This window comes from Neisseria chenwenguii (genome assembly GCF_002216145.1).
In the GTDB taxonomy this organism is placed as follows: domain Bacteria; phylum Pseudomonadota; class Gammaproteobacteria; order Burkholderiales; family Neisseriaceae; genus Neisseria; species Neisseria chenwenguii.
Map to the genome: position 1 here is coordinate 1,249,829 of NZ_CP022278.1, position 14,680 is coordinate 1,264,508.

A 14,680-nucleotide genomic window follows, 5' to 3' on the forward strand; every position below is an offset into this window, starting at 1 on the left:
CAGATTTTGGAAAACGGGCGGAATCCGGCTGTTTTGAGCTGTTTCTGTGTGTGGGATTTTTGCTAACACTTTGAAACTGCTTTAAATTCCGTTTCCTCTAGTACAAAAATCCCTACCCGCATTGTCAACAAACTGCTAGAATCCGCCCATCTTTTTCAGACGGCCTGATGCTTGGGAAAGCGGTTGGGGCCGTCTGAAAACTGTTTTTTGGAGGAATGATATGACTGAATCCTTGCACAATCTGGTGAAGGCTGTGAACGGCCCGATGTGGGATTGGCTGATTTTTGTTTTGCTCGGCACGGGGCTGTTTTTCACGCTGACGACGGGTTTTGTCCAAATCCGCCTGTTTGCCCAAAGCGTGCGCGCGATGCTCGGCGGGCGCAGGCAGGGCGACGATCCGCACGGCATTACGCCGTTTCAGGCGTTTGTGACCGGTTTGGCCAGCCGCGTGGGCGTGGGCAATATTGCGGGCGTGGCGATTGCGATTTCCGTCGGCGGCCCCGGTGCGGTGTTTTGGATGTGGCTGGTGGCCTTTATCGGCATGAGTTCGGCGTTTGCCGAGTCGTCGTTGGCGCAGCTTTTTAAAATCCGCGATTACGACAACCACCATTTCCGCGGCGGTCCGGCCTATTACATCACGCGCGGCCTGGGGCAGCGCTGGATGGGGATTCTGTTTGCGCTGAGTCTGATTTTCTGTTTCGGACTGGTGTATGAGGCGGTGCAGTCGAATACGGTGGCGGTGGCCGCCAAAGTGGCTTGGGGCTGGGACGAACACGCCGTCGGCGTGGCTTTGGTCATCATGACCGCGCCGATTATTTTCGGCGGCATCCGCCGCGTCGCGCGGTGGGCGGAGCTGGTTGTGCCGGTGATGGCGGTTCTGTATCTTTTGATGGCGCTGTATATCGTCGGCACAAATGTCGCGATGATTCCGAACGTGTTTGAGATGATCATCGGCAATGCGTTTAAATCCGACGCGGCGGGCGGCGGCCTGCTCGGCGGTTTGATTTCGCAAACGATGATGATGGGCATCAAACGCGGCCTGTATTCCAACGAGGCGGGTCAGGGTTCGGCGCCGAATGCGGCGGCGGCGGCGGAGGTGAAACACCCTGTGTCGCAAGGCATGATTCAGATGCTGGGCGTGTTTGTCGATACCATGATTGTGTGTTCGTGTACCGCGTTTATCATTTTGGTTTCCGACCTGCCGGCGGATCACGGTTTAAGCGGCGCGCAACTGACGCAGGCGGCGATTGTCAGCCATGTGGGCAACTGGGGCGCGGATTTTCTGGCGGTGATTCTGTTTTTATTCGCGTTTTCCACCATCATCGGCAACTACGCTTATGCGGAATCGAATGTGCAGTTTATCAAGAGCAACTGGCAGATTCTCTCGCTCTTCCGCATGGGCGTGTTGGGTATGGTGTATTTCGGCGCGGTGAACGAAGTGCCGCTGGTGTGGGACATGGCCGATATGGCAATGGGCACGATGGCGTGGATCAACCTGATTGCCATTCTGCTGCTCTCGCCGCTGGTCTTCCTGCTGCTGAAGGATTACACCGCCAAGCTGAAAATGGGCAAGGATCCTGAGTTTAAACTTTCCGAACACCCGGGTTTGAAACGTAAGATTAAATCGGATATTTGGTAAGGTTTTGGGTTTGAAGAGAAAGGCCGTCTGAAAATTTCAGACGGCCTTTGCCATATCTATCTTCAAAACCCCGCTTAATTGCGGTTGCGCCCCATATCCGCGGCAGCGGTAAACAGCACGTCGGTAGAGGAATTGAGCGCGGTTTCGGCGGAATCCTGAATCACGCCGATGATGAAGCCGACGGCGACGACCTGCATGGAAATGTCGTTGGAAATGCCGAACAGGCTGCACGCCATCGGGATCAGCAGCAGCGATCCGCCCGCCACGCCGGATGCACCGCAGGCGCCGACGGTGGCGACCAGACTCAAGAGGACGGCTGTCCAGAAGTCAACCTGAATGCCCAGCGTATGCGCGGCAGCCATCGACAACACGGTAATGGTAATCGCCGCGCCGGCCATATTGATGGTGGCGCCCAACGGAATGGAAATGGAATAAGTGTCTTCGTGCAGGCCGAGTTTTTTCGCCAGCGCCATGTTGACCGGAATATTGGCGGCGGACGAGCGGGTGAAAAAGGCGTACACACCGCTTTCGCGCAGGCAGGTCAACACAAGCGGGTAGGGGTTGCGGCGGATTTTCCACCATACAATCAACGGGTTGACGACCAGTGCGATGAAAATCATGCTGCCCAGCAATACGCCCAGCAGTTTCGCATAGCTCAAAAGCGCGTCAAAACCCGTTTCGGCTACCGTGGAGGCCACCAAACCGAAAATACCCAGAGGGGCAAACTTAATCACCCATTTCACGACGGTTGAAACCGCTTCGGCCAAATCGGCGACCACTTGGCGGGTGGTGTCCGAACCGTGGTTGCGCAAGGCCGCGCCCAAAATCAGCGCCCAAGCGAGAATGCCGATGTAGTTGGCATTGGCGACGGCGTTAATCGGGTTGGCAACCAAGTTCATCAAGACGTTTTTCAAAACTTCTGCAATCCCCGACGGCGGCGTGGTCGAAACATCGCCGGCGTTGGCCAGCACAATAGACGTCGGGAACATAAAGCTGGCCGCCACCGCCACCACTGCGGCGGCAAACGTGCCCAACATATACAAAACAATGATCGGCCTGATATAGGCTTCATTGCCTTTTTGGTGCCGCGCGATGGCCGACATCACCAAAATAAACACCAAAACCGGCGCCACGGCTTTGAGCGCGCCGACAAACAGGCTGCCGAAAAGTCCCGCGCCCATGCCCGCATCCGGCGCGAGCCAGCCGAGTAAAATGCCCAAAACCAAGCCGATAACGATTTGGGTAACCAAATCGATGCGGTTGAGTGTGCCAAACACCGAATTGCTGCCAGCCATAAGAATCTTCTTTTTTAATGTTAAGAACGGACTGCATTCTAAAGTAAAAAACCGCGCAGGGGGAAGTTTGGATAGGGCGGGCAAACCGCGTTTGCCGGGCGTTATAGTGAAATAAAATATTTCAGACGGCCTACAACCCCGTTTTCCTTGTTAGGCCGTCTGAAAATCCAAACTGTGCCGCAAGCCGTGTTTTCTTTATACTGTTTCTATACTGTTTCCAACGCCAAACCGTTCACGCCGATAAAACGCCCCGCGTCGGGCGGGTTTTAAAAGAGAGGGGAAATAATGTTAGAATCGGCAGTCCGATTCCATTTCCGCCGAAGCGCCGTATGCCCATGATGAACAAGCCGATTAAGCCGTTTCTCCTGACTACGCTCTCGCTGGCCTGCGCACACGCGGCGGCGGCCGATCAGTTTGTGCCGCGCGCGGAGGATTACGAGCCGATTCCCGCTGCGAAGCGCGCCGCACCGCCGCGTTTGGATTCCACCGAATCGGTCAAACTCGAGCCGAAGTTTCCCGTCAAAATCGACGTGAAAGACGACGAACTCAAAAAACTGCTCGAAGAGAGCCTGCCGCTGATTACCCAGCAGCAGGAAGAAGTTTTGGATAAAGAGCAGGTCGGCTTTCTGGCCGAGGAAACGCCCGACAACGTCAAAACCATCCTGCGCACCAAAGGCTATTTCAACAGCACCGTCTATCTCAAAGACAACGGCACAAGCTATACCGTCAGCGCCATTCCCGGCCCGCGCACCAAAATCGACAATGTCAGCGTCGCCCTCGTCGGCGACGTCCTCTCCGACGACAACCTAGCCGAATACTATAAAAACGCCATGCTCGACTGGCAGCAGCCCGTCGGCGAAAACTTCGACCAAAGCGGCTGGAGCAACAGTAAAACATCCGTCCTCTCCGCCGTTACCCGTAAAAAATACCCGCTGGCCAAACTCAGCAGCACACAGGCCACCATCAATCCCGACAAACACACCGCTGACCTCAATGTCATCGTCGAGAGCGACCGCCCGATCTACTTCGGCGACTTCCAAATCACCGGTACCCGCCGTTATCCGCAAAGCGTCGTCGAAGGCTTGGCGCGTTTCAAACCCGGTTCGCCCTATGATTTGGACATGCTGCTCGACCTCCAGCAGGCGCTGGAGCAAAACGGCCATTACGCCGGCGCCTCGGTTCAGGCTGATTTCGACAATCTGCAAGGCGACCGCGTACCTGTCAAAGTCAACGTTACCGAAACCAAACGCCATAAATTCGAAACCGGTATCCGCTACGACTCCGAATACGGCTTGGGCGGCCGCATCGGCTACGACTACTACAATCTCTTCAACAAAGGCTACATCGGCTCCGTCGTTTGGGACATGGACAAATACGAAACCTCGTTTGCCCTCGGCGTCAGCCAGCCGCGCAACAATCAAGGCAAATACTGGACGACCAACGTCGGCTACAACCGTTCCACCACCCAAAACCTTGAAAAACGCGCCCTCACCAGCGGGGTTTGGTACGTCCGCGACCGCAACAACATCGACGCCCGCCTCGGCCTCGAATTCATTATTGAAGACCAGAAAGTTCCCGGTTCCAACCTCGACTTAGGCCGCAGCCATGCCACCATGCTTACCGCCGCTTGGAAACGCCAAAACATCGACACCACCCTGCGCCCCGAAAACGGCTACTACCTCGACGGGAAAGTCGGTGCCACAGTAGGCAAAGTGCTTTCCTCCACCATGATGGCGCGTGCCAACGTCCGCACCGGCTATTACTTCACGCCCGAAAACAAAAAAATCGGCACCTTCATCGCCCGCGGGCAGGCCGGTTACGTTTACGCCAAAGAAAACCAAAACGTTCCTTCCAGCCTGCTGTTCCGCACCGGCGGTGCATCCAGTATCCGCGGTTACGAACTCGACAGCATCGGCATACAGGGGCCGAACGACTCCGTCCTCCCCGACCGCGCCCTTCTGGTCGGCAGCTTGGAATACCAATACCCGTTCAGCAAAAACTTCTCCGCCGCCGTCTTCCACGACGTCGGCGACGCCGCCCGTACCTTCCAGCACATGACCATGAAACACGGCACCGGCCTCGGTCTGCGCTGGTTCAGCCCCGTCGCCCCGTTCTCCTTCGACGTGGCCTACGGGCATTCCGACAAAAAACTGCGCTGGCATATCAGTTTGGGAACGCGGTTTTAAGGTTTTCAGACGGCCTGACCGAGATTACCGAAAAATACTTGAGGCCGTCTGAAAAAGGTGATAACCCTTCCCCGTTCCTGCGAAAACCGGGGCGGGCGCAAAACGGTTAGATAAACCGAACTGTGTAGGCTGGACTTCAGCCCAGCAAAGCAGGCTGACAAGCTGGGCCGAAGCCCAGCCTATGCAATTCTTTCACGGACGTCATTCCCGCGCAGACGGGAATCCACGGTTAAAAACAGACAATGTTTTGTTTTAACACAGTTTCAGAAAATCAAACGTGGATTCCCGCCTGCGCGGGAATGACGTCGGTTGAAAGATTAACCGTTCCAGACGGCCTCACACTTTCCAAACCACCGGAAACACCAGACGCCTGATGCCGTCTGAAAAACTTTGACATTCCACAAACCTGTCCCCTTCCCCGCGGGGGGGGCTAGGGAGGGCAAAACGTCCGAAATGCCGCCCAAGCATTTTCAGACGGCCACCGCCCAACCCTCTCCCGCGGGAGAGGGAGCAGGGTTCAGAAGCCCGGATATTTGCGGATAAAATGCCCGCCCCGCCCGAAAAAAACCGAATACCCGACCATGACCGACCAAACCGCCGTCCTTCCGACCCAAACCCCCGACGCGATGCCGTCTGAAAACCGTCCGACCCCGCCCAAACACAAGCGTTCTTGGTTGCAGGTTTTGCTGTTTGCGCTGCTGTTTTTTGCGGCGTTTGTCTGCGGCGCCGCCGGCTGGATTGCGGCGACGGAATCGGGGCTGCGGTTCGGGCTGTATCAGATTCCGTCGTGGTTTGGTGTGAACATCAAATCGGAAACGCTGCGCGGTACGTTGATCGACGGTTTCGACGGCGACGAATGGTTGGTGGAAACGGCAGGCGCGGATGTGAAAATCAGCCGTCTGAAATTTGCGTGGAAACCGAAAGAGCTGTTCGATCCGAGCCTGCACATTACCGAATTGTCGGCGGGCGACATTGCCGTCGTGACCAAGCCGACGCCGCCTAAAGAGAAGAAGCCGTCCAAAGGGCTGCCAGACAGCATCGACCTGCCGGCGACGGTGTTCATCGACCGTTTGGAAACGGGCAAAATCAGCGTGGGCAAGAGTTTTGCCAAGCAGACGGTTTATCTGGAAAAAATTCAGACGGCCTACCGCTACGACCGCAAGCAGCACCGCCTCGACATCAAGGCGCTGAAATCGCCGTGGAGCGAATCGGCGGGTGCGGTGGAAATCGGCCTGAAAAAGCCGTTTGCGCTCAATACCGCGGTTTACACCAAAGGCGAATTGGACGGTGAAACCATCCATGGTACGGCAAGGCTGTGGGGTTCGCTGAAAGACATGAAAAGCGAGCTGCTGCTCGACGGCGATACCGTGCATCTGACCGCGGCTTCGACGCTGCATCCGTTTGCGCCCAAGCTCAATGAGGCGGTGGGCGAGGTGCAGATTAAGGGTTTCAACATCAATCCGCGCGCGTTTTTGGAAACGCTGCCGCAGGCGGATCTGACTTTTGATGCGACGGTCGTACCTTCGTTTTCAGACGGCATCGCGCTTGACGGTTCGGTCGATTTGGCGAACGGAAAAGCGGGTTTCGCCGATGCGGGCGCGATTCCGGTGAAAAGCGTGTTGGGCGGATTTACGGTTGACGAAACGGGCTTGGTGCGCATTAAAGACGCGGAAATCGCGCTGTTGCAGCAGGGGCGCGTCAGTGTCGGCGGCACGGTTGATACGGCAAACAGCCTGCTGAACCTGACGCTGGGCATCCAAAACCTGACCGCCGCCGATGCGGTCAACCGCACGTTTGCAGGCCGTCTGAACGGCGGGATTGCAGTGAAAGGCGCAACCGCGTCGCCGACGCTTGCGTGGAATCTCGACAGCGGCAACGCGAAAGCCTCGGGGATTCTGGCGGTGGCGACCGACCGCAAACTCGGCCAGCGCACGCTCAAGCTCGACCAAGTAAAAATCCTGCCGCAAAACGGCGGCGTGCTGACTGCGGCGGGTACGCTGGAATTATTTAAAGACCGCGTGTTGAAACTCGACGTTGCCAGCAAAGCTTTCAACCCCGCTAAAATCGATCCGCAACTGCCCAACGGCAGCGTCAACGGCACGATTGCGCTCGACGGCGAATTGGGCAAACAGAAATTCGGCGGCAAAATGCAGTTTGCCCCGAGTACGCTCAACGGCGCGGTTTTGAGCGGCAAAGCCGATGTTTTGTATGAAAACAAACACTTGGCGCGCGCGCTCACCGACATCCGCTTGGGCAGCAATGTGTTAAAAACCAGCGGCAGCTTCGGCAAACGCGGCGACCGCCTCAATCTCGACATCAACGCGCCCGATCTGTCGCGCTTCGGCTTCGGCCTAAGCGGCCTCGTAACCGCCAAAGGCCACATCGGCGGCGACCTTTCAGACGGCCTCAAATCGCTGGAAGCGGATGTAAACGGCCAGGCGCGCGCGTTCCGTATGGCCAATCTGGCCGGCATCCAAACGCTGGATTTCAAACTCAAAGGCACCCCCGATATCACCAAACCCGTCAACGCGGAACTGCGCGGCGAAAAAATCGTCATCGCCGGCAAATCGCCGACCAACATCGACGCGGTGAATCTCTTCGTCAGCGGCACGGGCGCCAACCACCATATCCGCGGCGGCGGCAGCATGGCGCTGGCCGACAAACGCTACAAGCTCGAAATCGACGCAACCGGCGGTTTGAACAAAACCCTCGACCAATGGAAGGGCTCGGTCGGCGTGCTCGACATCAGCGGCGCATTCAACCTCAAGCTGCAAAACCGAATGAATCTGGAAGCGGGCGCCAACCGCGTCGCCATGAGCACTGCGCGCTGGTCGGCGATGGGCGGCAGCCTCAACCTGCAAAATTTCGTATGGGACAAAAAAGCCGGCATCACCAGCAAAGGCAGCGCGCAAAACCTGCACATGAGCGAGTTGCACAATTTCTACAAACCCGCCGTCGAGCATAACCTCGTCCTCGGCGGCGACTGGGATCTGTCGTACAGCCAAAACGCCCGCGGCTACCTCAACATCAGCCGTCAGGGCGGCGACATCGTTCTGCCGCAGAAAAACCAGCCGCTCGGCCTGACCGCGCTCGCGCTGCGCACCCGTTTCCAAAACGGCCGCATTGACGCCGTGCTTGACGGTAACACCCGCTATGGCCGCGTCAACGGCAACGTCAACATCGGCCAGCAGTTCGGCAGCAACATCGCCAACGCCCCCGTGCGCGGAAAAATCAACCTCTCTCTGCCCGATTTGGCCACCCTGCGCGTCTTCATGCCCGCCACCGCACAAGGCTTGAGCGGCAACTTCAACGTCTCCGCCGACATCGGCGGCCGTGCCGGCGCGCCCACCGTCGCCGCCGTTCTCAACGGCAACACCAACTACGGCCGCCTCGACGGCAACGTCAATATCGGCCAAGGCAGCAGTTTCGCCGCCGCGCCTTTAAGCGGCCGCATCAACGCCAATATTGCCGACCTCGAAGTGTTCCGCAACTTCATCCCCGTCGGCCAAACCGTCAAAGGCCGCCTGAACGCCGCCGTCACCCTCGCAGGCCGCGTGGACGACCCCCAACTCGGCGGCACCGTCAACGGCGACAACCTCTACTACCGCAATCAGGCGCAAGGGCTGATTCTCGACAACGGCGTTTTACGCTCACACCTGCAAGGGCAGCGTTGGATTATCGACAGCCTCAAATTCCACCGCAGCGGCAGCGTCGAACTCAAGGGCAGCGTCTCCCTCAACGACGCCGAGCCCGACGTCAACGTCGATATCGTATTCGATAAATACCGCACCCTCTCCCGCCCCAACCGCCGCCTCGCCCTCAGCGGCAAAGCCCAAGTGCTCTATAACCCGCAGCGCGGCGTCTCCCTCGTCGGCGGCCTAAAAGCCGACTTCGGCCTCTTCGGGACACAGCAATCGTCCATGCCGGTGCTGGACGATGACGTCGTTATCGAAGGTGAAACCAAAAAAGAAGCCGCCGCTGCCACCCCGATTTATATGGATTTGGATTTAGACCTGAACGACAACGTCCGCTTCATCGCACAAGGCCTCAACGTCACTCTCGGCGGCACCCTCAAACTCACCGCCCGCCCCGGCGAAACCGTACAAGGCATCGGCACCGTAAAAGTCGTCAGAGGCCGCTACAAAGCCTACGGACAAGACCTCGATATCACCAAAGGCGCCATTTCCTTCGTCGGCCCCCTGTCCAACCCCAACCTCAACATCCGCGCCGAGCGCCGCCTCTCTCCCGTCGGCGCCGGCGTCGAAGTCTTAGGCAGTCTCAGCAACCCGCGCGTTACGCTTGTTGCCGACGAAGCCATGAGCGAAAAAGACAAACTCTCCTGGCTCATTCTCAACCGCGCCAGTTCCGGAAGCGACAGCGACAACGCCACCCTCTCCGCCGCCGCAGGCGCGCTCCTTGCCGGCCAAATCAACGACCGCATCGGCCTCGTGGACGACATCGGCTTCACCAGCAAACGCAGCCGCAACGCCCAAACCGGCGAGCTCAACCCTGCCGAACAAGTCCTCACCGTCGGCAAACAGCTCACCAACGAGCTCTACCTCGGCTACGAATACGGCATCGGCAGCACCGACCAATCGGTCAAACTGCTCTACCAGCTCACCCGCGCCATCCAAGCCATCGCCCGCGTCGGCACCCGCTCCTCCGGCGGCGAATTGCGCTACACTATCCGTTTCGACCACCTCTTCAAACAGGATTGGGAAAACGACAAAAAAGCCGATGCCGAAGCCGCAGCAGAAGCGAAACAGCCCAAAGCGGCAGACCCCGCCCCCGGCAAAAAGCCGTAATTCTGCAAAACAAAGGCCGTCTGAAAACCCGATGAAGTTTTCAGACGGCCTTTTTTCATCTCAATAGCATGATTACTCTAAAAAACCACACTTTTTATATGACAAGCACAGATATTTGATTTAAAACTATGTCTGCGCACAAAAGCTGTAATTCAATGACAATGAAGACTACAAAATGATTCAAACCAAGCAGCTTTTAGCACTTTTACCTTTCATTGCGGCGCAAGGATTTACATATTCTGCTTTTGGCGTTTTTTCAGTTTGGTCTTGATGCGGGTCTGTTTGAGCTGCGACAGCCGTTCGACGAAAACGATGCCGGCCAGATGGTCTAATTCGTGTTGGACGCAAATCGCCAGCAGGCCGTCGGCTTCGAGCGTGAATTTTTCGCCTTTTTCGTTGAGGGCTTCGACTTTGACGCGCTCGGCGCGGGTGACGGTGTCGTAAATGCCGGGGACGGACAGGCAGCCTTCTTCGTAAGTGGTTTCGCCGTCTTTTTCGACGATGACGGGATTGATAAACACGCGCGGTTCGCTTTTGTCTTCGGTGAGATCCATCACGACGACGCGTTCGTGCACATCGACCTGTGTGGCTGCCAGCCCGATGCCGCGGGCTTCGTACATGGTTTCAAACATATCGGCAACCAGCGTTTGGATGCGTTCGTCCACGTTTTCAACGGGTTTGGCGACCGTATGCAGGCGCTCGTCGGGGAATTGGAGGATGTTTAATAAGGCCATAATCGTCTCGTTTTCAAATTTAGTGTGTGTATTTCATACAGAATGCCCGTCTGCCGACACAATTCCTATGATGACGGCAAGGTTCAATGATAAAATGCGTTTTTCCGAATTTATCACTCGGCCGACTGTTTCGGCCTCATTTTTAAATCCAAGACAAACCGAATTCAATATATTAGGGGAACGGTCATGCAAAAACGTATTATAACCCTGCTTTGTATCGCAGGTATGGCAATTTCTGCCCAAGCGCAATCCGCCGCGCTGAAAGTGCGCCCGAACGCGCCGCAGCGCTATGTAGTCAAACAGGGCGACACTTTGTGGGGCATTTCGGGCAAATATCTTTACAGCCCGTGGCAGTGGAACCGCCTTTGGGGCTCAAACCGCAGCGAAATCCGCAATCCGCACATGATTTATCCGGGGCAGGTATTGGTGTTGCGCTACGTCAACGGCCAGCCGCGCCTTGGCTTTGAAGGCGGCAGCCGCGCCTCAGACGGCATCCCGACCGTCAGACTGCACCCGCGTATGCGCGAAACTTCCGGCTACGGCATTCCGACCGTAAACGTCAACTTCTACCGTCTGTTTATGCAGCATCCGCAGTTTATCCCGCCGATGCAGACCCAAGATGCGCCGCGCCTGATTGAAGGACCCGACAGCCGTATACTCTACACCAAAGGCGACCGCGTGTACGCCTACGGCATTAAAGAGCCCGGCCGTTATCTGGTTTACCGCGCCACCAAAGACATCACCGACCCCGATACCAAAAAATTCCTCGGTCAGGAAGTCGTATTCAGCGGCATCGTCAGCACCCTGCCCTATAAAAACAGCGCGCTCGAAGCCCGCAGCGAAGACGACGCGAAAAACCTGCGCGAAGGCCAATACTACACCCGCCTGCATCCGCTCGTGAAAGTACCGACCGAAACCGCGCAGCCGATGGTGGTTGAAGAAGCCGTTTCCGAAATCCGCAAAGGTGATTTCCTCTACAAAATGACCGACGAAGGCGACGCCTTCCAAATGATGCCGCACGCGCCCGCCGAGCCGGTTCAGGCCAAAGTCGTTTCCATTTCAGACGGCATCAGCGAAGCCGGACAGTTCCAAACCATCACGCTCAACAAAGGCGAAGCCGACGGCTTGGACAAAGGCACAGTCGTGAGTCTCTACAAACGCAGCCGCCAAACCAAAGTCGAGTTGGAAAAAGATCCGAAAGCCGGCCGCAACCGCAGCGTGTACAAATACGTTTCCATCCCCGCCGAAGAAGTCGGCCTGGCGATGGTGTACCGCACCAACGAGCATCTGGCTTCCGCCATCATTCTGGAAAGCCTCAACAGCGTCAGCATCGGCGACACCGCTTCCGAGCCCGGCCGTGATTTGGACAATATGCAGGAAGACAAAGAGCACGTCCGCAACGAGCCGCAGGAGCAGCACGATACGCCGAATAACCAGTACAACTTCCGCAGCAACATCAACCCGTATTGATTGCGCTGCAAAATGAAAACAGGCCGTCTGAAAAAACCGATTGGGGTTTTCAGACGGCTTTTAGGCGGGCGTTTCTTATTTTTGCAAAGGTATCGACCTGAATATTTTTCAGAAAAACCAAAAAAACAAATTTAAAAAGGCCGTCTGAATATTCAGACGGCCTGTATTTTTTACCGTATTCAACGATTTAACAAACTCAGTTCCAATACCGTTTCGGATGAGCAAAGCTCGCCGAATGCGTTTTCACAGTCGGTTTTCAGACGGACAATGCCGCTGAATTCCTGATGGGGAATATGCAGGATCAGATCGTTCAAATCGGCAAACATGCCTTTGAATTCCTCTCCCGAAGCCAGCATATCGATGCCGCCTGAAAAAGCAGGCAGCTTGGCCATTGCATCGACAACGGCCTCGCTGGCGGCATTGCCCGGCAGCGGCAGAACGCTCAGGCGGATGTGTTTGGCCATGCCTTTGCCGTGGTTCTGCACTGACAATACCAGCATTTCGCGGTTTTTTGAGGCGTGCAGCGAAGCGTGTAAAACCGGATGGACTTTTTCGCGCTGAACGGTTTTTTCGCGGCGCAGCCATTCGTTGCGGGCGCTGACTTTGGCGGAAACGGCCAGATAAACCACCCATGCCGCCGCAGTCAGAGCGACGGCGGCCAGCGTCGGCGCAAGGTTTTGCAGATAGGCTTGCGGGTTGAACCACAGGCAGGCGGCAAAAAAACCGGCGAAAAATACCAAAACGTATAAAAACGGCGCAGCGCGGCGTTGTAAGTTCTGAATCATGATGTCCCTCAAGGTTGTTATTGGTTTCGGGCGCATCATAAAACGGTTTTGTCATGACTGTGCGAAAAAAAGGAGCAATGCCGTCTGAACGCGATAAACGGTAGTTTTGGGCGGGAATTAAAAGATTTTAGCGTGAAAATCCGGCTCCGGAAGGTTGGTAGGAAGTTCGTGTTATACCCACGCCCGTTCCGCCCAGATGCTTTTAAGCTGGGCGTACATCACGGGTGCGCAAATCAGGCCGGGCAGGCCGGACGCGGCTTCCATCGCGATCATGACGGTCAGCAGTTCCCATGCGGCGGCTTTGATTTTGTGGCCGATGATATGGGCGTTGAAAAAATACTCGAGCTTGTGGATGCCGACCAGCCACGAAAGCGACAGCAGCGTCAACGTCAGGCCGTGGCTCAGGCTGAGCAGCACGATAAAGGTGTTGGAAATCAGATTACCGACCACGGGCAGCAGCCCTGCGGCAAACGTCAGCGCCAGCAGCGCGCCCGTCAACGGCAGCGGTTTGCCGATCAGCGGCAGAATGCCTAAGAGGTAAACGGCGGTCAGCGCAGTGTTGAGCGCCGAAATTTTTAGTTGTGCGCCGAAAACCTGTATAAAACTGTGATACAGCCGCCCGAAACCCTGCGAAGCCGCGCGCACCAACGGTTTGTCGGAAACGGCGCGTTCGGGCGGCGCCTGTACGGCGGCAATCGCGCCGATGACCAAACCCGCAATGATGTGGCCGAACAGCCGCAGCGCGTCCATTCCGCCGGCCTGAATCTGTGCGGCGTGGAGGTGTAACGCTTCCGCCGCCATTGCGCGCAGATGTTCGGCCGATTCGGGCAGGTATTGCTCAGCATTTTGGGGCAGCAGCGTATGAAGCTGTTCCAACACCGACGCCGCCTGTTTGAGCAAACCCGCGCCCATGCCGCCCGATACCGCGCGGTCGCCTGCCCAGTTGCCGATAAAATACAGCGGCAGCCCGACGCAGCACGCCGCCGCTGCCACCGCCAACAGCCGTGCCGCCGCCCTCGTTTTCAGACGGCCGCTGATGAAAACATACAGCGCTGAAATCAAAGCGTAGGCCGTCAGCGCGGCAAACAAAACCGCCGTCAGATGCAGCGCCAAAACAGCAACACTGCCAAGCTGACCGCCGCAAATTCCCGCCATGGCAAAATGCTTTTGTCCATCGTTGATACCCGTTACAAAAACTTTAAAAAGCCCTGATTCTGAGCAAATTCTTCCTGCGTAAAATGCAGTCATCGGAACACGGAAACTCCTTCCGATGCAGTATCCGTCAAGATTCAAACGTAAACTTTAAAAGGAACTTTATCATGTCAGACATCAGCCGCAACTCCTTCCTCTCCGTTTTACGGAACTTGCCGGCAGCCCCGGCGCAGCACAAACCGACGGAAGCCGCCTAAACATAAATAGAACGCCCATAAGTTTACACCTGATTCCCGCAGACCTCAGGGCAGCCGCGAATGAGTAAGGATGCCGTCTGAAAACGGCTGCCTACCCTGAATTCATACGGCATCGTCCGTTTCATATTTATTGTGAAATAAAATAAAAAATCTACTTAGTTGGCCGTGGCTGAGTTCAAAGAGGACGATTCACTAAGGCACCGAAGCGCCAAGTTCATCTGTCCCGTACTGCCCGTACTGTCTGCGCCTTGCCATCTTGTATCTTTCTTATTTTATTCACTATATTCTTCCTCAAAACACCCGCAGGCGCAGCTTTAAATCCAAAGCTTCACCTGCGGGTGTTTTTATAAATATTTC

At 56.3% G+C, this 14,680-nt stretch carries 8 protein-coding genes; 4 read left to right on the plus strand and 4 right to left on the minus strand.

What is annotated here, in order from left to right; all coding sequences use genetic code 11:
• Window positions 1–220 precede the first annotated feature (220 nt).
• Window positions 221–1,639 carry an alanine/glycine:cation symporter family protein gene (locus tag BG910_RS06190; protein WP_089036091.1) on the plus strand — a complete coding sequence of 473 codons (1,419 nt, stop codon included), beginning with the start codon at window positions 221–223 and terminating at the stop codon, window positions 1,637–1,639.
• A 74-nt stretch (window positions 1,640–1,713) separates the two neighbouring features.
• On the opposite strand, the gene sstT is transcribed toward BG910_RS06190, so the two are convergent.
• A complete protein-coding gene (gene sstT, locus BG910_RS06195) occupies window positions 1,714–2,934 on the minus strand; it encodes a serine/threonine transporter SstT (protein ID WP_089036092.1) in 1,221 nt (406 codons plus the stop codon).
• Window positions 2,935–3,272: 338 nt separating this feature from the next.
• On the opposite strand from sstT, the gene BG910_RS06200 reads away from it, so the two are divergent.
• Together BG910_RS06200 and BG910_RS06205 are read left to right on the plus strand one after the other, a co-directional pair.
• A complete protein-coding gene (locus BG910_RS06200; RefSeq protein WP_089037169.1) occupies window positions 3,273–5,120 on the plus strand; it encodes an autotransporter assembly complex protein TamA in 1,848 nt (615 codons plus the stop codon).
• Window positions 5,121–5,701: 581 nt separating this feature from the next.
• The gene (locus tag BG910_RS06205) at window positions 5,702–9,925 is read left to right on the plus strand and encodes a translocation/assembly module TamB domain-containing protein (protein ID WP_232462163.1); all 4,224 of its coding nucleotides are present in this window, start codon (window positions 5,702–5,704) and stop codon (window positions 9,923–9,925) included.
• Between the two features lie 230 nt (window positions 9,926–10,155).
• On the opposite strand, the gene def is transcribed toward BG910_RS06205, so the two are convergent.
• Window positions 10,156–10,659, minus strand: coding sequence for a peptide deformylase (gene def / locus BG910_RS06210; protein WP_089036093.1), 504 nt, complete (start codon window positions 10,657–10,659; stop codon window positions 10,156–10,158).
• A gap of 186 nt (window positions 10,660–10,845) precedes the next feature.
• Between def and BG910_RS06215 the strand changes: the two genes are divergently transcribed.
• Window positions 10,846–12,129, plus strand: a complete 1,284-nt coding sequence (locus tag BG910_RS06215; RefSeq protein ID WP_089036094.1) for a LysM peptidoglycan-binding domain-containing protein — start codon at window positions 10,846–10,848, stop codon at window positions 12,127–12,129.
• A gap of 179 nt (window positions 12,130–12,308) precedes the next feature.
• On the opposite strand, the gene BG910_RS06220 is transcribed toward BG910_RS06215, so the two are convergent.
• Together BG910_RS06220 and BG910_RS06225 are read right to left on the minus strand one after the other, a co-directional pair.
• Window positions 12,309–12,914 carry a hypothetical protein gene (locus BG910_RS06220; protein ID WP_089037171.1) on the minus strand — a complete coding sequence of 202 codons (606 nt, stop codon included), beginning with the start codon at window positions 12,912–12,914 and terminating at the stop codon, window positions 12,309–12,311.
• 171 nt (window positions 12,915–13,085) lie between these two features.
• A complete protein-coding gene (locus BG910_RS06225) occupies window positions 13,086–14,069 on the minus strand; it encodes a hypothetical protein (RefSeq protein ID WP_123805257.1) in 984 nt (327 codons plus the stop codon).
• Window positions 14,070–14,680: the final 611 nt, after the last annotated feature.